21 protein-coding genes and 1 tRNA gene are annotated in these 19232 nt (G+C 39.5%); 4 read left to right on the top strand and 18 right to left on the bottom strand.

The features are described from left to right. Positions 1–2: 2 nt before the first annotated feature. Positions 3–761, top strand: a complete 759-nt coding sequence (locus QOL23_RS03770; RefSeq protein WP_283400259.1) for a hypothetical protein — start codon at positions 3–5, stop codon at positions 759–761. Here QOL23_RS03770 and yedF read toward each other — a convergent pair. From yedF to argJ, 14 genes are all read right to left on the bottom strand, one after another. Next, positions 722–1321: a sulfurtransferase-like selenium metabolism protein YedF gene (yedF, locus tag QOL23_RS03765; protein ID WP_283400258.1), complete on the bottom strand. Its 600-nt coding sequence runs from the start codon at positions 1319–1321 to the stop codon at positions 722–724. The genes QOL23_RS03770 and yedF overlap by 40 nt on opposite strands. An 86-nt stretch (positions 1322–1407) precedes the next feature. Next, positions 1408–2037 (bottom strand): DUF309 domain-containing protein, encoded by a 630-nt coding sequence (locus tag QOL23_RS03760; RefSeq protein ID WP_283400257.1) that lies wholly within the window; start codon positions 2035–2037, stop codon positions 1408–1410. Between the two features lie 14 nt (positions 2038–2051). Next, positions 2052–2894 carry a DNA adenine methylase gene (locus QOL23_RS03755; protein WP_283400256.1) on the bottom strand — a complete coding sequence of 281 codons (843 nt, stop codon included), beginning with the start codon at positions 2892–2894 and terminating at the stop codon, positions 2052–2054. Beyond that, positions 2887–3978 carry a hypothetical protein gene (locus tag QOL23_RS03750; RefSeq protein ID WP_283400255.1) on the bottom strand — a complete coding sequence of 364 codons (1092 nt, stop codon included), beginning with the start codon at positions 3976–3978 and terminating at the stop codon, positions 2887–2889. Before QOL23_RS03750 ends, QOL23_RS03755 begins: the two co-directional genes overlap by 8 nt. A gap of 51 nt (positions 3979–4029) precedes the next feature. Then, the gene (leuC, locus tag QOL23_RS03745; RefSeq protein WP_283400254.1) at positions 4030–5298 is read right to left on the bottom strand and encodes a 3-isopropylmalate dehydratase large subunit; all 1269 of its coding nucleotides are present in this window, start codon (positions 5296–5298) and stop codon (positions 4030–4032) included. Positions 5299–5339: 41 nt separating this feature from the next. Further along, positions 5340–6695 carry an adenosylmethionine--8-amino-7-oxononanoate transaminase gene (bioA, locus tag QOL23_RS03740; protein ID WP_283400253.1) on the bottom strand — a complete coding sequence of 452 codons (1356 nt, stop codon included), beginning with the start codon at positions 6693–6695 and terminating at the stop codon, positions 5340–5342. Further along, positions 6692–6976: a nucleotidyltransferase family protein gene (locus QOL23_RS03735; protein WP_283400252.1), complete on the bottom strand. Its 285-nt coding sequence runs from the start codon at positions 6974–6976 to the stop codon at positions 6692–6694. Before QOL23_RS03735 ends, bioA begins: the two co-directional genes overlap by 4 nt. A 24-nt stretch (positions 6977–7000) precedes the next feature. Beyond that, entirely contained in the window at positions 7001–8335 is a 1335-nt protein-coding gene (locus tag QOL23_RS03730; protein ID WP_283400251.1) for a DASS family sodium-coupled anion symporter, read from the bottom strand. A 42-nt stretch (positions 8336–8377) separates the two neighbouring features. Continuing rightward, complete coding sequence (locus tag QOL23_RS03725; RefSeq protein ID WP_283400250.1) at positions 8378–8719, bottom strand: type II toxin-antitoxin system PemK/MazF family toxin; 342 nt, start codon at positions 8717–8719, stop codon at positions 8378–8380. Beyond that, the gene (locus tag QOL23_RS03720) at positions 8706–8948 is read right to left on the bottom strand and encodes a ribbon-helix-helix protein, CopG family (protein WP_283400249.1); all 243 of its coding nucleotides are present in this window, start codon (positions 8946–8948) and stop codon (positions 8706–8708) included. Before QOL23_RS03720 ends, QOL23_RS03725 begins: the two co-directional genes overlap by 14 nt. A 57-nt stretch (positions 8949–9005) precedes the next feature. After that, the gene (gene mtaB / locus QOL23_RS03715) at positions 9006–10304 is read right to left on the bottom strand and encodes a tRNA (N(6)-L-threonylcarbamoyladenosine(37)-C(2))-methylthiotransferase MtaB (RefSeq protein ID WP_283400248.1); all 1299 of its coding nucleotides are present in this window, start codon (positions 10302–10304) and stop codon (positions 9006–9008) included. After that, complete coding sequence (locus tag QOL23_RS03710) at positions 10301–11176, bottom strand: ArsA family ATPase (protein WP_283400247.1); 876 nt, start codon at positions 11174–11176, stop codon at positions 10301–10303. Before QOL23_RS03710 ends, mtaB begins: the two co-directional genes overlap by 4 nt. After that, positions 11154–11423, bottom strand: coding sequence for a DUF7990 family protein (locus QOL23_RS03705; protein WP_283400246.1), 270 nt, complete (start codon positions 11421–11423; stop codon positions 11154–11156). Before QOL23_RS03705 ends, QOL23_RS03710 begins: the two co-directional genes overlap by 23 nt. Next, positions 11420–12598, bottom strand: a complete 1179-nt coding sequence (argJ, locus tag QOL23_RS03700; RefSeq protein WP_283400245.1) for a bifunctional glutamate N-acetyltransferase/amino-acid acetyltransferase ArgJ — start codon at positions 12596–12598, stop codon at positions 11420–11422. Before argJ ends, QOL23_RS03705 begins: the two co-directional genes overlap by 4 nt. Positions 12599–12704: 106 nt before the next feature. On the opposite strand from argJ, the gene infB reads away from it, so the two are divergent. Further along, positions 12705–15320, top strand: a complete 2616-nt coding sequence (gene infB / locus QOL23_RS03695) for a translation initiation factor IF-2 (RefSeq protein ID WP_283400244.1) — start codon at positions 12705–12707, stop codon at positions 15318–15320. A gap of 30 nt (positions 15321–15350) precedes the next feature. Here the strand turns inward: infB and QOL23_RS03690 are convergent, their stop codons facing one another. From QOL23_RS03690 to QOL23_RS03675, 4 genes are all read right to left on the bottom strand, one after another. After that, a complete protein-coding gene (locus QOL23_RS03690; protein WP_283400243.1) occupies positions 15351–15740 on the bottom strand; it encodes a nucleotidyltransferase substrate binding protein in 390 nt (129 codons plus the stop codon). Next, a complete protein-coding gene (mntA, locus tag QOL23_RS03685) occupies positions 15728–16021 on the bottom strand; it encodes a type VII toxin-antitoxin system MntA family adenylyltransferase antitoxin (RefSeq protein WP_283400242.1) in 294 nt (97 codons plus the stop codon). The genes QOL23_RS03690 and mntA overlap by 13 nt, the downstream gene beginning before the upstream one ends. Continuing rightward, positions 16011–17045 carry a ribonucleotide-diphosphate reductase subunit beta gene (locus QOL23_RS03680; protein WP_345782577.1) on the bottom strand — a complete coding sequence of 345 codons (1035 nt, stop codon included), beginning with the start codon at positions 17043–17045 and terminating at the stop codon, positions 16011–16013. The genes mntA and QOL23_RS03680 overlap by 11 nt, the downstream gene beginning before the upstream one ends. 184 nt (positions 17046–17229) lie before the next feature. Beyond that, complete coding sequence (locus QOL23_RS03675) at positions 17230–18684, bottom strand: alginate export family protein (RefSeq protein ID WP_283400240.1); 1455 nt, start codon at positions 18682–18684, stop codon at positions 17230–17232. Positions 18685–18940: 256 nt separating this feature from the next. Between QOL23_RS03675 and QOL23_RS03670 the strand changes: the two genes are divergently transcribed. Next, positions 18941–19017 (top strand) — tRNA-Thr (locus tag QOL23_RS03670). Between the two features lie 93 nt (positions 19018–19110). Further along, positions 19111–19232 (top strand): GTP-binding protein (locus QOL23_RS03665; protein ID WP_283400546.1); only part of this gene is annotated, 122 nt, incomplete at its 3' end.

The following is a 19232-nucleotide window of genomic DNA, read 5'->3' as shown; positions in this document are numbered from 1 at the left end:
TTATGGTTTCAGTATCGTTCTTAGTTAACTATGCGGCTAAGGCTGTTAGGCTTCACTGGAAGGCAGTGCTTCTTTTTGTAGTTCTTCAGATACTTTTTGTCTTGGTTGGGCTTATTCCTTTCTTAGGGATTATAGGTGATATCCTTTCAACGTTGATGGTAACTTCGGTTGTTGTTTTTTACGGAAAGAAACTTTACGAGTTGAGAGAAAGCGTTGTGAATGTGCTTTCTCCTGAAACAGGAGCAACAGATATTTTATTCAGTAATTGGAATATAGCGGCGGGAATAGTCCTGGCTTCATTTGTTTTGATGGTTCCAGTTGTTCTGTTTACTGTTTTAACTGCTTTCATTTTCGGAATGTTTCACCTTCCGCAGGGTGAAGGACAAACTTATGAGTATATAACTAAGGCGTTTGTTTTCTTTTTAGTAAATGCCATTGTGTGGAGCTGGTATCTCTACGTTATACCTTACGCTAACGGAAAAGCTATTGTTGCTGATAGTTTTTCTGATGCTTTCCTGTCTTTCTTAAAGCCTTTCATATCAAAAGAACAGTTCAAAACGATAAACGGAGATTACTTTAAGTTGCTTTTCCTATCTTCACTTCTGCTAATTGTATTTGTGATTGTTACCGGTATTCTGTTTATAACTATTGTTTTCTCGCCGATTGCTTTTGCGTTTGTTTACGCTTTTAACGTTTACTACGGCGGTATGTGCGTAGCCTGCTATAGCCTTGTTACCGAATCGGAGTTGGCTAACGCCTGAACTACATCGTAGGCGTTTGATGGCGTTCCTACTTCAAGGTTGTCTAACAGGTTAAAGTAGTCAAGGCACGTGCCGCAGCAGATAATTTCTACGCCTTTTTCTTTTAGCGTTTTGAGGGCGTCCAATATTTCTGGGTCTGCCCCCTTACACGCTAATTTTACTGCCGTGTTTATGAGGATAATTCTTGCAGGTAGTGGGTCTGCGTTTATGAAGGTTTTGATGAAGCCTTTGGTGAGGATTTTCCCTAACTCTTTATCTTCGCCTACGTAAGTGGAAGCTATTAAAACCGTATAGTTGCCTGTTTTTTTGCTTTCTGCTTTTTCTTCCTGAACGCTTTCTGCTGTTCCTTTTGTGATTTTTAATTTGAAGATGCCGTTATCTTCTTCTATTTCAACGGTGCAGCCAGCTTTTTCGGCAAATCTTTTAACGTTTTCTCTTGAAGCTTTATTATCAACTAAAACGGTGATTGTTCCTGCTTCTATCTCTTCTAACGTTTTTTTTGTTTCTAAAACCGGTATGGGGCAGGCTTTGCCTCTGCAGTCGACAACTTTCTCTGCCATTTTGCTTCTCCCTGCAAGAGTTTTGTCTGAAATAATAGATGGCTTTCAGCGGTATAGAAAATTTCTATGGAATTAGTTCTGAAAATTTAAGGCGTAAATAGGTTTTTGTGGGGGTATTCCGGATTTTTTATGGCTTGAGATATTTTTTCTTTTAATTCGTCAACGTTAATGGTGTAGATAGTTCCGTTGTATTCTTTTAAAAGTTCAAGGGCGTTTTCTAAAAGCAATTTATAGCCTCTTTCGTTAAAATTTTCTCTGTGATAAAAGGCAACGCCTATCTGAATTAATGCCTGCAGAAAGTCTCTGTCTTTTCCAAAGTTTCCCATCCAGATTTCTTCTATGAGTTCGTGAACTTCAAAGAAGAGTTCGTAGTTGAAGAGTTTTATCGCCAATTTGACGTTTTGTTCTACGTTTTCGCCTGCTGGTGTGATTTCGTTTTCTTTTAAGAATTTCAGGTATCTTTCGCTTTTTTCTTTGACGTATTCTTTCGTTATGGGGTCAATGTCTTCGGAAAGTTTGAGTTTGCCGTTTTCTTCTTTTATGAGCGGAAATGTTGAGAGGATTTCTTTTTTTATGGAAGGTGGAAGGGTGGGGGGACTTTCATTTGAAATGATTTCTGCTACAGCTTTGACTATTGTTAGCTCTTCTTTTTTACCTTCTCTCAGGTAGTCACAAAATCTATGTGCAAACCAATTCCTTATTTCAAAGAAGTCCACATTTACCTCTTAGACTAGGTTTTTGCAAAATTTATAAGGAGTTGAGTTCTTCTTTTAAGAGGGAAATTAGCTATTAGTAATTCTTTTCCTTTTTTTGTTTTTTTCTTTTTATAATTGGTCATACCGTAGCTTAACTCCCATTCTATTATATAATAATCTTTGTAAAGTTCTTTAATAAAAGGGGAATTGTCATAAGTGATTAGTATTTTGTGAGGGCAACGAGATATAGCCTTAAAAAAACGGATGTGGTCAAATTCTGTATGGATATTTCCTCGTTTGCCGTATAGGCGGGATTTTTGAGCTGAATAGTATGGAGGGTCAAGGAAAATTATTACATCTTTACCTGGTAAAAAGAGTAAATGTTCGTAGTCTCCGTAAAAGAGTTCTACTTCTTTTATTATTTTGTGTGCTTCCTCAAGTCTTTCTATTGAACTCCAGGTAAAACGTTTGTGAAACGCTTGTTCTGAATAACCCCCACTATCAACTGTACCAGAGAACGTTATTCTATTGAGAATGAAAAAGTCAACAGCTCTTTGGAAATCGTCTATCTTTTCTCTTCTTTCTATTATCTCGTTAAAGAGTTTTCTTCCATCAGAATAGGAAGATTTGATTTTCTTTATTTCTCGTATTAAGTTATCTTTGTTATATTTCAATTCTTTCCAAAAGCAGTATAAATCGTAATTGATTTCTCCAGCTAAGAATCTGCATCTTGGTTTTTTCTGAACCCAGTAGAAAGTTATTGAACCTCCACCGAACATTGGTTCTCTTAATTCTTTAAATTCTTGAGGAAAAAAAGAGGCGAGAAACTTAACAGCTTTTGACTTACCACCTGGATATCTTAGAGGACTTTTAATCATGGATTCCCTCTAACCATATTTCAAAGCTGTTTTTATTACTTTCTTCTATTAGAGCTTTTAGGAAAGAATCTGACTTTACTTTTAGGATATCGCTGCTGATGTATTTACCCCTTATGAGTTTTGATGTTAATTTAAGGACAGGTACTACTTTTTTAACTTTTTCTTTTCCAATAAATGCTTCTGAAAGATTGGTGTAAATTATCATCTTCAGTAAACCATCTTTTATATCTTCTTTTGAGGGTAGAAGTTTGGAAGAAGAATGTTTGGCTTCTATTAAATGTAGAGCATCTGATTTTATTGCTACTTCGTCTACCGTGAAAAAGTAGTATCCTCCGAGATAGTTTTTTATAGTTATGGTTCCTTTCTTTCCGCTTTGAATTTTCTCTTTTGGTTGTATTGTTTGTTTTTCCCTTTTTTGAGCTCTTTGTGCCTTAAATCTGGAAAAGTCTTTAAATGCTTTTATTCCTATTGATAAAGTTCTTTGAAATTTTTCTATTCCTGAAACTGAGTGAATTGGTACACCTGTAATTTCAGATATTTTCTTGTAGGAAAGTAAAGCTTTATTTATTACTTTTGTAAGGTTTTCAGGGGATAACTCTTTAAGATTCCAATGGAGGGCGGATGCATGATATACAGAAAGTTCTTTTAATTTTCTCGTGATGTAATTTCCGTCAAACTGTTGATTGGAAATTTTGATTTTTCCACTTTTAGTTACTTTTCTGGATGCATGGGAATAATAAGCAGGTATAACGTAAACATTAAGGAGGCTCATTAATGAAACTGTATCCCATTGAAGAAAATCTCTATCTCCGTTTCTTCCTTCATCTTTTATTATGGGAATTATGGCTACAACTTTACTGGCAGGTGTTTGTAGAGTATCGTAAACACGGGCGTAAGGATAACTTCTTGTTCTTTTTGGAGATACCCATTTGCTTATGGCAAAGGAAAAATTCTTGATGTTAATCAGACAAGTAGGAGGTAGTTCGTTAATGTCAATTTCAAAACTTGGAAAAGAAAACTTCTTCAAAGGGTTCCTAATACATTTTTCATACTTAATATTTTCTATTACAGCTTGAATTTCCATTTAGATGCTCTTTAATCGTATTATTAGAAGGGGGAGAATCTCCCCCGAACATTAGCTTCCTACAACTTCGTCTGGGTGTGCAATTCTTCCTAAAACTGCAGAAGCTGCTGCTACTGCTGGAGAAGCAAGGTAAACTTCGCTTTCTGGATGTCCCATTCTTCCTACGAAGTTTCTGTTTGTTGTAGCTACTGCTCTTTCACCTTTTGCCAAGATTCCCATGTGTCCGCCAAGACACGGTCCGCAGGTTGGCGTTGATACTACGCATTCAGCTTCAAGGAATATGTCAATAAGTCCTTCTTTGAGTGCCTGTCTGTAAATTTCCTGCGTTGCAGGGATAACGATGCACCTTACATTAGGGTTAACCTTTTTGCCTTTCAGTATTTCTGCTGCAATTCTCAAGTCGCTTATTCTGCCGTTTGTGCAGGAACCGATAACAACCTGGTCTATTGTTACGTGGGTTGCTTCTGTTACGGGTTTTGTGTTTGACGGAAGGTAGGGAAAAGCAACCTGAGGTTCTATCTTTGAAACGTCTATTTCGTAAACTTCAGAGTATTCTGCATCTTCGTCGGACTTGTAAAGTTTGTAAGGTCTTTTAGCTCTGCCTTTGACGTATTCAAGAGTTTTTTCGTCAGGTTCTATTATGCCGTTTTTGGCGCCTGCTTCTATTGCCATGTTGCAGATTGTAAACCTGTCGTCCATGGGAAGTTCTCTGATGGCTTCTCCGGTGTGTTCCATCGTTTTGTAGAGGGCACCATCAACGCCTATCATTCCGATTACGTAAAGAATTAGGTCTTTGCCGCTTACCCACTTTTGCCTTTTGCCGTAGTAGATGAATTTCATTTGCTCAGGGACTTTAAACCATACTTCTCCTGTTAACCACGCGTAAGCCATGTCCGTTGAGCCGACACCGGTTGAGAAAGCACCTAAAGCGCCGTAAGTGCAGGTGTGGGAGTCTGCTCCAATTACGACGTCTCCTGGCACTACTACGCCTTGTTCTGGTAAAAGTGCGTGTTCAATTCCCACTCTGCCTTCAGGCCAAAAATGCTTGATGTTAAATTCTTTGGCAAATTCTCTCATCATTTTGACCTGTTCTGCTGCCTTTATGTCCTTGGCAGGAACGAAGTGGTCTGGAACCAACGCAATTCTTTCTCTATCCCATACCTGCTTTGCACCTATGCTTTTTACCTGCTTAATGGCTATGGGAGCGGTAACGTCGTTTGCAAGAGCAATATCAACTTTGCACATTATTAATTCGCCAGGATAAACTTCTTCTTTGCCTGCGTGTTCAGCTAAAATTTTTTGAGTAATGGTCATTCCCATTTTTCTCTCCTTGAGCAGTTTTGATGTGGAGATTTTACGAATTAATTTCCTAAAACTTCAACTATTGCTTCTTTGTAGGTTTTAACCATGAAGTCTATTTCATCTTCAGATATTGCCAGCGGTGGCATAATTACTAAAACCGGTCCTAACGGTCTTGTAAATACGCCTTTTTCTACTATTCTTCTTGAAACTCTTCTGCCTACGTTGTCTTTCCAGGAGAAGCCTTCTTTCGTCTTTTTGTCTTTTACTAATTCAATGCCGACCATAAATCCTTTGCCTCTTATGTCTCCTACGTGTTTTAGTTCTGATAGTTCTTCGTTGAGGCGCTTGTAGAGGTATTCTATTTTTGGGGCGAGAGATTCGGGGTAGCCTTTTTCTTCAAAGAGCTTTATGTTGGCAAGGGCTACTGCACAGCCTAACTGGTTGCCTGTAAAGGTGTGACCGTGGAAGAAGGTTTTGCCGCTTCCGTAGTCTCCGCCCCAGAACGCTTCGTAAACTCTGTCGGTTGCCATTGTTGCGGCAAGGGGCATGTATCCTGCCGTTAAGCCTTTTGATATTGCCATTATGTCTGGTGTTACGTTTTCCCACTGGCAGGCAAACATTTTCCCGGTCTTTCCAAATCCAGTTGCAACTTCATCTAAAATGAGGAGGACGTCGTATTCGTTGCAGAGTTCTCTAACGCCTTTTAAAAAGCCTTCAGGATGGACGATTATTCCTGCTGCTGCCTGAACTAACGGTTCTAAAACGACTGCGGCTATCTCTTCGTGCTTTTCTTCTAACAGTTCCTTTAATTTTTGTAAAACGTAGTCTCTGCACTCTTCTTTTGTGCCGTTGAAACGGTAGGGGTAGGGGGAGGGGATTTTGTAGGTTTCAAACATGAGTTCTTTAAACATGGAATGGAAAAGGTCTATTCCGCCTATGCTGACAGAGCCTATTGTGTCTCCGTGATAGGCTTCGTCTAACTTTACGAACTTCGTTTTTTTCTTCTTTCCCTTTAGCTGCCAGAACTGGTAAGCCATCTTTAAAGCGGATTCCATTGCTGTTGAGCCGTCGTCGGTGTAAAAAACGTGGTTTAAGCCTTCAGGCGTTATTTCTACTAACTTTTTGGCTAAAATGGTGGCTGGGACGTTTGAAAGCCCTAAAAGGGTAGAGTGGGCTATTTTTTCTGCCTGCTGACACAGAGCTTCGTTTAGCTCTTTTACGTTGTATCCGTGAACGTTGCACCAGATTGAACCGACGGCATCAAGATATTTGTTGCCTTCTGTGTCTACAAGCCAGCAACCTTCTCCTCTTTCTATTATTATCGGTTCCATTTGAACGTATTCAGCCATCTGTGTAAAGGGGTGCCAGACGTAGGTTTTGTCCCACTCTTTTAAAAGGTTTTTATCTACATTCACAGTTTCACTCCTTTTAATGCTTCTTTTTCTATTTCTCTTTCGGGGTTTCTGCTTACAACGACGTCAACAGGCTTTTGAAGGGCAAGTTCAAGTTTTGCTGAAAGCTTTATCTTTTTTTCAAAGAGGTTTTCTCTGTTTTCGGGGATTATAAATATATCTACGTCTCCGCCTTTTTTCTCTCTTATCCTGCTGCCAAACAGGTATATTTCGCAATCGCCGAAAATCTCTCTGGAAAGTTTTTTAATCGTTTCAATTTCTTCTTTGGTTAACCTTACTTTCAATTTTTTGCACCGATTTTCCTGCGTTTAGATTGTTCTGTTAATTATAAATACGGTAAGTAGGGTTATGGCTATTGCGAAAGCAATGTTTAGAATGAAGCCGACTTTTAGCATATCTTTCTGCTTTATCGCTCCTGTTCCATAGACGATTGCGTTAGGTGGTGTTGCTACCGGTAGCATAAAGGCACAGGAAGCTGCAATACCTGCCGGCAGTGCTAATTCGTGAGGAGGTAGTCCCATCTGTGTTGCTGCTGTAATTAGTATGGGGATGAATATTGCTGCTGTTGCCGTGTTGCTCATTAGTTCTGTCATGAAAATCATGAACAGGGTAACGCAGAGGACTATTAAGAGATGAGGTAGGTTACCTATGCTTTCTGTCAGTAAAGAGGCAATGAACTTGCTTGCGCCTGTTGTTTTAAGAACGTGGGAAAGTGCTATGCCACCGCCAAAGAGGTATAAAGTTCCCCAGTCCGTTCCTTCGTTGATTTCTTCCCAGTTTACTAAATTGGTTAGGAATAAAAGAACTACGGCAAAGACGGCTACGAGAGCATCAAAGTAGTGATGAATGCCGAATAAAGACGATATCTTTTTGCCAAACAGCCAGAGCAGTGCGGTTAGGATAAATATGCCTAAAACGGTCCACCTTTCTTTCGTCATTAAGAATGAAAACTTTTCTAAAGTTACTTTTTCTTTTAGGTTGGGTTTAAAGTAGAGGTAAAGGATTAAGAAGAGTAGTGGGAACAGAACGATTACCGTTGGTATTCCAAAGGTCAGCCAGTCTGTAAAGCTCATGTTCAGGTTTGCAGCAGTTATGCCGTTAGGTGGACTGCCCACTAAAGTGCCTATACCGCCCACGCTTGCAGAGTAGGCAATTCCTAAAAGGATAAATGTTTTAAGTCTGCTGTCTGCCTGAACGGCACCTATGATTCCTAAAGCTAACGGCAGCATCATTGCCGTGGTGGAGGTGTTGCTTATCCACATTGAAACGAAAGCTGTTGCTGCAAAAAGGAGCAGTGAGGTTGTGAAAAGAGAGCCTTTGGATGCGCTGACGATTTTGTAGGCTATGAACTTGTCCATTTCATACTTTTTCAGGGCAGTTGCTAGAGCAAAGCCACCGAAGAAGAGGAAGATAATTGGGTGTGCAAAAGAGGAGAACGCTGCTTTAACGCTTAAAACACCTAAAAGGGAGGCTAATATCGGAACTAATAGTGACGTAACGGGCAATGGTAGAGCTTCTGTTATCCACAGAACTGCAGTAAATATGAGAATGGATAGTCCTTTTTTAACTTCTAACGGAATGTTGAAGGCGAAGGGAATTAAGCAAAGTATAAAGGCTAAGGGTATGAAAACTTTCTTCTTCATTGTTCCCCCAGAAGTGGTTCCCTTCAGGAATTATACTACGCTTTACTCTGCGCCAATGAAGAAGCAGATAGCTTTCTCTAACTTCTTCATTTCCTTGCTCGTTAAAGAAGCTATCCTATTAGGAATCAACCTTGAAAGGTCAATTGCCCTTATCTGGTCCACCATGACTGCTGAATCTTTTTCTAACCTTTCTCTTGCTTTTATGAAAAGCCTCATTGGATACTTGCCTTTTAGATTGGAAGTTATTGGAGCTACTAAAACGGTAGGATAGATGTTTAGGATTTCCTGCCTTTGAATGATTACTACCGGTCTTGTTTTACCGGGTTCTACTCCTTTAGTCGGGCTGAGTTTTGCAAGGTATATTCCGCCTCTAACCAAGTCCATCTGCTACTGTTCCCTCAAGTTCTTTTAAATCTTTTAGGTTTTCCGGGTCTTCGGCAAGTTCCCTTGCAGAGTCAATCAGGTTTTTGAGCATTTCCTGTTTTTCAAGTTCTCTCTTGTAGAGAAGGAGCGCTCTTTTGACTATCAAACTCTTAGGATTTCCAGTCTTTCTGGATAGGTTTTCTAACAGTTCAAAGAAGTGGTCATCTAATCTGATTGTGTAAGTCCTCAATTGAGCCTCCGCGTGGTATTCATTTCTAATTTATTAATCAGGATTATAATTAACAAGTTAAGTAGGTATTGCGATTCCGTAGTTTTCCTCTCTTTTTTCTCCGACTTCTGTTAGTTTTACTTTTATGGGTGTAGAGGGGGGAAGTTTGCGGTCTAAAACTACTCTTATGTAGTTGTCTGTGAGAGCTACCGAGTGTTCGTTTTCTGTTTCTGAGAGGACGAGGGCGTCAAGTGTTTTGTTGATAAAAGAGCTTCTGTATTTAATGTTTTTCTCTTTTCCTATTTCTCTTAAGGTTTTTACTCTCTCTTTTTTGACTTCTGGTGGGACGCTGTCTTTTAAAAGGGCAGCTTTTGTGCCTTTCCTTTTTGAATAGGGGAAGACGTGAAGGTAGGCAAAGGGGATTTCTTCTATCAGTTTTTTTGTTTCTTCAAATTCTTCTTCTGTTTCGCCGGGAAAGCCGACCATAATGTCTGTGCCGATGGCTGCGTGGGGGAGGTGGGTGAGGATTTTTTCTACCGTTTTTATGTAATCTTCCGGAGTGTATCTTCTGTTCATTCTTTCAAGAACCGTTTTGCTGCCGCTTTGTAAGGGAATGTGAAAGTGTGGGGCTATTTTGGGCGATTCTGTTATTACGGAAATAAGTTCATCTGTGAATTCCATCGGTTCTATTGAGCTTAAGCGTATGCGGTAGAGGTTTTCTATTTTCAGCAGTTCTTTTAGCAGCTTTGCTAAGTTCCAGTCCTGCCACCTGTAAGCGCCCAAGTGAGTTCCTGTGAGGACGATTTCTTTAAATCCTTTTTCTACCAATTCTTTTACCTGAGTGATTACAAGGTGTGGTGATTCGCTGAGCATTGGTCCGCGGGCTTTCGGGATTATGCAGTAGGAACAAAAGCTCTCGCATCCCTGCTGGATTTTTACGAAAGCTCTCGTTTTTCCTATGAAATCTGAAACGTTTAGAGGGAAGAATTTACGCGCTTTCCAGGCGCCTGTAACGACGGTTTTAGGTATTTCTCCTTTGAGGCGTTTTTCTACCAATTCAACTAAATTGTATTTTTCAACGTTTCCGGTTATCAGGTCTGCTTCTTTTACTTTTTCCAACTCTTCTGGATAGACTTCTGAATAGCAACCTGTGACTACTACTAAAGCTTCTGGACTGCGGTGTTTGGCTTTTCTTATGGCTTTCCTGCTTTTTGCGTCTGCTGTGTGGGTTACGGTGCAGGTGTTTATTACGTAAACGTCAGCTTTTTCTTCAAAGGGAACGACATTGTATCCAGCGTTTTTGAAGAGTTCTTCCATTACGGCGGTTTCGTTAAAGTTCATTTTGCAGCCTAACGTGTAGAAGGCGACTGTTTTCAAAGTGACCTCTCTATCATTTCGGCGATTTTTTTGAGGTTTTCCACGCCTATCGGTTCTTCAGGTAGTTCTTCTATAAAGATGGTCTTTTTGTGGGGGAAGGGGGTGGGGATTTTTTCTTTCCACTTGTTTAGAACGATATATTCTACAGTTATGCCTGCTGATTCTAATTCTTTTATGGTTCTTTTCGCTATTTCTATTGGAAGTTTGCCGGGATTTGTTACCACCATGAAAGAGGTTTCTTCGCCTGAAAAGAGGTAGGACAGCGTTTGTGTTTCTTTAAGTCTTCTTTCAAGGATTGATATGAGAGGGTCTTCTTCGCTACTTTCTTTTAGTTCTGCCATTGCTTTTAATTTTAGGGCTTTTTTGCGCAGGTTTATCATGTGTTTGAGCCAGTTTTCTAAAAGGTCTGGAACGGTCATGAGCCTAACGGTATATCCGGACGGCGCAGTGTCAAAGATTATTTTGTTGTATTGGCTGCCGTAGTTTTTGTAGATTTTGTAGATTGCGTCAGCTATTGCTAACTCAAAAGCTCCGGGCGAATAGTAGGCTATTTCTATCTGTTTTTTTATCTCTTCTAATATTACGGGGCTGACGATTTTTTCTGCGTCTTTTTTTACCTTGTTTAAGTAGTTTTTCATCTCTTTTTCTACGTCTATTTCGTGGACGGAGAGGTTGGGAGGAAGTGGAGAATCGGCAAAAGCTATGGAAAGGGAGTGGGCCGGGTCTAAAGAAACGACTAATGTTTTGAAGCCTTTTTGGGAAAAGAGGAGGGCGAGGGAGGAGGAGAGGGTGGATTTTCCCACGCCTCCTTTGCCGGATAGAAAGAAGAAACGTTTTTTGTAAATATTTTTATGGTTCTCCGCTTTCCTCAATTGCTCTTCCAAGGATAGTTTTTCTATTAGCCATTCTCACTTCCCAACCTCTTATCTCTTTTGCAAGGTAGGGAAGTAATTCAACGTAGTAATAATAAAGAGGGTTGGGTATACCTATCTTGTCGCTGAACACTAACATTAAAAATGTATCGTTATAGGTTCTTGCAACGGCATCTATTTTGTCAGTTGCGTTATCGGTTATAGCTCCTTTGAAAAATAACCTTATGAATTCTTTGAACTTTTTCATGTCCTGTACTCTGCGTTAATTTTAATATAGTCGTAAGAAAAGTCGCACGTAAGGTATTCAAATTCTTTAGTCCCCTGATTTAAATTGAGTTCTATAGTGATTTCTTCGTTATTTTTCATGTATTTCCATACTTCCTCTTCGTTATAGTTTGTTTTACTTCCATTTTTGAAAAGTAGATATTGTCCAATTTTAAGTTCTGCCTTTTCCTCTATAAATCCGGCTTGAGCTGCTCCTGCTGCTGCAATTATTCTTCCCCAATTTGGGTCACATCCAAAAAGAGCCGTTTTAACAAGTGGCGATAAGGCTATCTTTCTTGCAATCTTTCTAGCCTGTTCTTTGCTGTTAGCGTTTTTGACTTTTATTCTTGCAACTTTCGTTGCTCCTTCGCCATCTTTAACTATTTGGTAAGCCAAAGATCTCAGTAGGTTCGTAAGTTTTTCTTTAAATTCATTAAAGTTGTTTTCGTCTATTAGAACATTTGATTTTCCGGTTGCAACTAAAAACACACAATCGTTTGTGCTCATGTCTCCATCAACGGTTATTGCGTTAAAAGATACTTCAACTGCTTTTTGTAGAGCTATTTTGAGTAACTTTTCAGATATTTGAACATCGGTAGCGACGAACGATAACATAGTTGCCATTGAAGGGTCTATCATTCCAGCGCCTTTAGCTATTCCTCCTATTACATAACCGTTTCCTTCTTCAAATGCCACTTTGGGAAATGTGTCTGTTGTCATAATTGCTTCTGCCGGCAAAGTACTTTTTGCTTTACCTAAATTCTCAGCAGCTTCTTTTATTCCTTTTTCTATTCTATCCATAGGTAAAGGTTCCCCTATTACTCCTGTTGAAGCTACTAAGAATTGTTCTTTTGTTTTTGAATACTTTTGTGCTAATTGAATCATTGTTGAGGCATCTTGTATTCCTTTGTTTCCTGTGCATGCGTTTGCATTTCCACTGTTGGCAACTATTCCTGAAATCCTTCCCTTTATCTGTTGTGATACTTTGATAGGAGCTGCTTTTACTTCGTTTTGAGTGAATACTGCTGCAAAGGTAGATGGTTGGTCAAAAATTATTAACAAAGTGTCTGGTCTATTTATTTTATGTATTGTTTTCTTTATTCCTCCAAATCCAACTCCACATTTTACTCCCGGTACTTCAGCGATGCCTTTTTTCATTTTTATCTCCTGTTTTAAAAGTTTCTGTTAATTCTATCAAGGTTGATATAATACGCCCGCTATATATATTTTGTGTTAACCTTTAACCGTTTTTGGAGGTTTTGTTTTGGCTAAGGTAAGAGTTCACCAGCTTGCTAAAGAGCTTGGTATGTCTTCTAAAGAACTGATTCAGAAGTTGAGAGATGAACTTGATATACAGGTAAAAAGTGTTCATTCATCTTTAGATGAAAAGCAAGTTATGTTGGTTAAAGAGTTTATTAAGCCTGTTGATGTCGTTAAGAAAAAAGAAGAAGTGAAAGCGGAAAAAGAAGAGAAAATAAAGGAAGAGAAGAAACGAGAAGAATTGAAAGTTACTGTGGAGAAAGAGAAGGTTGAAGAAATTGAGGAACGAAAGATAGAGAAGAAAGATTTGATTTCTGAGAAAACAATTGTTGATGAAGAAAAAGCAAAGGAAGAAGAGATAAAGCCTAAAGAAGAGAAGAGAGAAAAGAGACGTTCTGAAGTGAGGGTGCTTTCTCCTGAAGAGTTAGCAAGAAGGAGAAGAAGGAGAAGGAAGCCGTTTAAGAAAGATGAGAGAGGAGAGAAGAAGCCTCGTAAATTTAAAAAGTCAGAAAAAGAGGAAAGAAGAGAAAGAAAACCTGAAAGGAGAGAAGAAGTTACAAGAGAACAACTTGAGAAGTTAGTGGCTTCAACAAAGGAGCACAGAGAGAAGGAAAAGGAAAAACCAAAAACTGCTGAAGATATCCTTGCTCAAAAGAAAAAAGAACAAAAAGAGTTGGAAGACCAGAAGAAATTTGAAGAGTTAATGAGAAGGATAGAAGAGAAGAATAGAGCTAAAAAGAAAAAGAGAAAGAAGAAGAAAAAAGAAGAAGTAAAAGAAGAAATACCTTTTGAGGAACTTTCGGAAGAAGAGCAGCTTCAGAGGTTAATTGAAGAAGAGGAAAAAGCTAAAACGGTTGTTATTCCGGAAGTTATCTCTGTTAGAGAGTTTGCTGAAAGACTTGGTGTTGAAGCCAATCAACTCCTGCAAGATTTGATTGCTTTAGGAAAATTTGTTGCGATAAATCAGCCTATAGATTTTGAAACTGCTTCAAAAGTTGCAGAGAAGTACGGGAAGGTTGTTAAGTTAGAAGGGGCAGAAGAAGAGGAAGCGCTACTTGAAAAAGAACTGGAAGAAGTTCCAGATAAAGAGGAAGACCTTAAACCAAGACCGCCTATTGTAACTGTTATGGGTCACGTTGACCATGGAAAAACTACGTTACTTGACTATATAAGGAATACGAAGGTAGCTGAGAGAGAAGCTGGTGGTATTACTCAGCATATAGGTGCTTCTGTTGTTGAAGCAGATACGAGTGAAGGAAAGAAAACGCTTGTATTTTTGGATACGCCGGGTCATGAAGCTTTTACAGCAATGAGAGCAAGGGGAGCTCAGGTTACTGATATTGCTATTTTAGTTGTTGCGGCTGATGATGGTGTTATGCCACAGACAATTGAAGCAATTAACCACGCTAAAGCTGCAGGTGTTCCTATAATCGTTGCCATTAATAAAATTGATAAACCAGGTGCGAATCCTGAGAGGGTTAAGCAAGAGTTAACTCAGCACGGTCTTATTCCTGAGGATTGGGGCGGTGATACTGTTATGGTTCCTGTCTCTGCTAAGACAGGTGAAGGTGTAGACGAGCTTCTTGAAATGATAGCTCTTCAAGCCGAGTTAATGGAATTGAAGGCTAATCCTGATAAGCCTGCAAGAGGAGTAGTTCTTGAAGCTAAGTTGGATAAGAAAAGAGGACCTGTTGCAACGCTTCTTGTTCAAAGTGGAACGTTAAGAGTGGGCGACCCAATTGTTGCTGGACTTTATGCCGGTAAAGTAAGAGCAATGTTTGATGATAAAGGTAAGCCAGTTAAAGAAGCCGGTCCTTCAATGCCTGTTGAGGTTTTAGGACTTGAAGGGGTTCCACTTGCAGGAGACAAGTTCTACGTTGTCAAAGATGAAAAAACTGCAAGAAAGATTGCAGAAAAGAGACAAGAGCTTGCAAGGGAATCTGCACTTGAGAAAGAGAAGAGAGTTTCTCTTGAGGAATTGTTCGCTCAGATGCAGGCAGGTGAGGTTAAAGAGCTTAATATTGTTCTAAAAGCAGACGCTCAAGGTTCTATAGAAGCTATCAGAAAATCTCTTGAAGAGCTTTCTAACGAAGAGGTGAAAGTTAACATAATTCACGCTGGTGTAGGTCCTATAACAGAAAACGATGTTATGCTTGCTGCTGCTTCTAACGCTATTGTTATTGGTTTTAACGTTAGACCTGATTCTGCGGCGAGGAAGGCGGTAGAGAAGGAGAAAGTTGACGTTAGAACTTACAGAGTTATTTACGATATAGTTGATGAAGTTAAAAAAGCCATGCAAGGTCTTCTTACACCTGAAGAGAAGGAAGTTTATCTTGGCTCTGCTGAAGTTAGAGCAACGTTTAAAGTACCGAAGGTTGGAACGGTTGCTGGTTGTTACGTGAAAGATGGCGTTATAAAGAGAAATGCGAATGTAAGGTTAGTAAGAGACGGTGTTGTTATTTACGATGGTAAGATAGCTTCTCTCAAGAGATTTAAGGATGACGTGAGAGAAGTTCAAGCTGGTTATGAATGCGGTGTAGGTCTTGAAAACTTCAACGATATTAAGGTCGGCGACGTTATTGAGTGTTATACGATAGAGCAAGTTCAAAAAGAAATCTAACTTATTAGATGGTGCCCCTTCGGGGGCACTTTATATCTTATTTTCAATCTCCTTGAGAATCTTCTTTAAAAATTTTATGTAGATTTTAGATATTCTTTCAAAAATCTCTTTTGCCTTTTCTTCATTATATATGTGTGAACTTAAGTTCCTGTCTTCTAACATATCCAAAATTATTTCATCGTCTTTAATTATCCCGTGTCGGAAAGCTTTTTTAACACAGTCCCTTGGCGAAAAACATTCTAACTTGTTGTATTCCAAAACTCTTCTAAGGGTTTTCCAGAGAAGTTCAACGGTGAATTCAAAACGTTGGATAGCGCCGTCTCTATCAAGGTCATCTTTAACTCTGTTAATTGCTTCTTCCAGTCTTGATACGGCGTTCTTAAGTTTTTCTACGTATAAAAGAACTTCTACTTTTTCCACAAAACCACTCCGTGTTGTTCAATTATTTTCCTAAGTATATCATCAACATCTTCTATGAACACAACGTCAACTGTGTAGATTCCTGAAACTTCATTGACCTGCTCTTTAAGTTTTCTTTTTTCTCTGAACGAGAGCTTACTTCCATAGATTGCTATGTCAATGTCAGAATGTATAGTATTCGTTCCTTTTGCCCTTGAGCCGAACAAAACTATTTTCTCTGGATTGCAGCTACTTACTATTGTAGAAATTATCTCTTCTTGATGAGGAATTCTATATCTCATCCCATCCTTCTACTGCGGATGCCTGGTTGTAACTTGTTACTGTGGCTTCAAAGAAGTTGGCTTTAACGTTGCCTTCTCCGCCCGTATCGGCAATTCTTTCTAAGTGTTCATAGGGGTTGGGTCTATCAGGGAAAATAGGCTCAAGCCCTAAGGCTTTTAACCTTTTGTTTGCTATGTAATAGGTGTAATCTTCTATTGATTGTTCGTTCATTCCTAAAATGTTGTTACCTATTACTTTTTTACTGAAACGTTGTTCCTGGTCAACGGCTATTCTAAACATTTCGTAAATTTTGTCTTTCGTTAAATACTTTTTAAATCCTTCATCTGTCAGGTCTTTCATAAAGTATTCAAACAGTATAACGTGAGTTAACTCATCTCTATTTATATATCTGATAATGTCTGCTGTTCCCTGCATGAGGTTTCTTGAGGCTAAGTTGTAGAAGAACATAAAACCGTTGTAGAAATAAAGTCCTTCAAGAAGGTAGTTGCCTATTAAGACTTCTCCGTAGTTTTCCATTGTTGGCTCTTCTAAGAATTTCTGATAAATGTCTGCTATGTATTTATTTCTTTCAAAAAGAATTGGGTCTTTCTTCCACCAGTAGTAAACCTGTTCTCTTTTCTCAGGTGGCACTACAGATTCTATTGTGTATCCATAACTTTGAGAGTGAATTGCTTCCTGGTAGGCGTGAATGGAGAGGTCAATCGTTATTTCTGGTGCTTTTACGTAAGCTGCTATATTTGGGATGTTACTTGTCTGTATAGAGTCTAAAAATACTAAAAAGGAGATTATTTCATCGTAAGCCTGCCTTTCGTCTTCTGTAAGTTCCTTGTAATCCTGAACGTCCTGCGTCAGGTCAACGGTTTCTGGTATCCAGAAGTTAGCCATCATTACTCTGTAAAGCCTTGGTGCCCACTCGTACTTTATAACGTTAAGGTTAAATATGTTGGTTGTATCACCTTTAAGGATTCCCCTTTTTGCGGGGTCATCGTTACCTTCCGGGTTAAAAATTGGACGTGGTTTCATTAGTTCTTTTTTAATGTCCATAAAGTTCCTCCAGAGGAGTTTTAAGTTTTGAAATGAAAATAGTATGCAATAGTAGTGTAATAAATTTTGCTGATTTTATACGATGCTGTCGTAAAGAATCAAGTTATGAGGGAATAAAAAAAGGGGGCGAAAAGCCCCCTTTGATTGGTTGTTTAAGTCAGAATTAGAACTTGAGGTCAGCTTGAGCCCAGATGTGGTCTTCGGCGTCAGACTTCGTGGAATGGTCAGGGTTAATGTAAGCAGCTGCAAAGTCGCTGTCTGGGTCAAAGTGATCCCATCCGAGGGAGAGGCAGAGGTTCTTGCTGTATTTATATTTAACGCTAAAGTCGGCTTCCCAACCAATATCATCGGATGTTTTGCCAGTGAATCCTGCAGGTTTTACACCGTAGGTATTAGTAGTTGAGTCAACTGCATAATCTTCTGCAGTTTTGAAGTAGTGAAGGTCAAGTCCAAGAGCTACTTTAGCAAGAGGTTTAGCAGATAGTTTAAGATAAAGGTCTTTTACACCTGGAGAACGAGATGCTATAGCTCCGTTGAACTTATAAACATTTCCGAGCCACACAATGTCTGCATGACCAAGCCACTTGTGAGCTGTTGGGAGGACGGACCAGAAGGAATCAATATCGCCTTGGTCATCGCTGTCACCAGAGTAGTAATCATATCCGACGAATACGCCTGGTGTCCAGTTAACATTTGCGAAGTCAGCTCCAGCACCTACACTGAAGAAGTAACCGCTGAAATCACGATCTTTTCCTGTAATATCTACACCAGCATCTCCACCTTGAATGGCGCCTTCAAGATTAACTTTGACTTTAGCAAAATCAGTGTTGAATACTGGTGTTATACGACCATAAAGTGTATTAACGTTTCTAAAGTCCAAAGCGTCGGAAGCATCTCCAGTAGTAAATGTAACTCCTCTCTTGTTAACGTAAATATCCGTCAACTCGTAAGTTCCACCAATTCCAAATGGTTTAAATTTACCTTGCCATGTAGCTACGTAAAGGTCAATATCAGTTCCATCTAAATCTTCTGCAGCTGGCCTAAACCATGCATCTTGCTTTCCATTATCATTTAGTTTTCCATAGAAGAATCCAGCAAGTCCGTAGTCACCAGCTACGTAACCAACTAAAATACCATCAAGGCTTCTTCCAGCCTGAGACCAGCCAACAGAACCTACAAGTCTTTGGTTACCAAGGTTAACTTCCTGACGACCAATTTTTACGATTACATTGTTAATTCCAAATGGATTTGCAAGAAGCATGTAAGCTTCATGCATTCCTACGCTCATGTCGTTGTCAAGCCCCACACCGTATTTACCATCTTCTCCGTTATTTGCTGTTCCCCAAATACCGACAGACTGCGGGACAAATACAGCAGTCACACCATCAGAAAGTTGAGCTTTAATCTTAATCCTTGCCCTATAGGTTCCTGCGAGCCTATCGCCTGTTCCACTTCCAGCTTCGCTTGCGTACCACTCAAGTCTTTCTCTCAACTGTCCGCCGATTGTTACCTTTGTGCTGCCCATGTCCATGTCAGCAGCTTTAGCGCTTGGTGCAGCTGGAACTATGAGAGCAGCTGCAAGACCCATTAAGGTCGCTACTTTCAGTGCTTTTCTCATCTTGGGACCTCCCCATTAAAAGTTTTTTGCAGAAAAGTTCTTAATTTCACTGCATAATTTAGCAGCTTTCTTTCTTGAATGTCAAGCCCCGCTTGTTGCTTAATTTGATTGTTTTTGCAATATTGCAAAGCATTTCTACTTGCTTACAACTAATTATATTCAAAATTCCCTGTTATTTCAGTAATTCAGTTTTAGCTTAATTATTATAGACCGGTTGCAATCTTTTGGAGATTATCTTATATTTTCCGCAGCAACTGCCCACGTGGCTCAGGAGGTTAGAGCGCACCCTTGGTAAGGGTGAGGTCGGCGGTTCAACTCCGCCCGTGGGCACCACCTCTTGAATTTCTCTTTTTCTGTTGTTAAATTTCCAGCGTTCAAAAATAAAATCAAACCCTAATAAATAATTGTTTTTTTTGGAGGAAAACCATGGCGAAGCAGAAATTTGAGAGGACGAAGCCCCACAAGAACGTGGGAACCATAGGGCACGTAGACCACGGCAAGACCACACTAACAGCAGCCATCACCCACTGCTTAGCACTCAAAGGAAT

Source organism: Desulfurobacterium pacificum, from assembly GCF_900182835.1.
In the GTDB taxonomy this organism is placed as follows: Bacteria; Aquificota; Aquificia; order Desulfurobacteriales; family Desulfurobacteriaceae; genus Desulfurobacterium_B; species Desulfurobacterium_B pacificum.
Note: the sequence above shows the minus strand (reverse complement) of the source record. Positions and strands in the feature narration are given on the sequence as shown.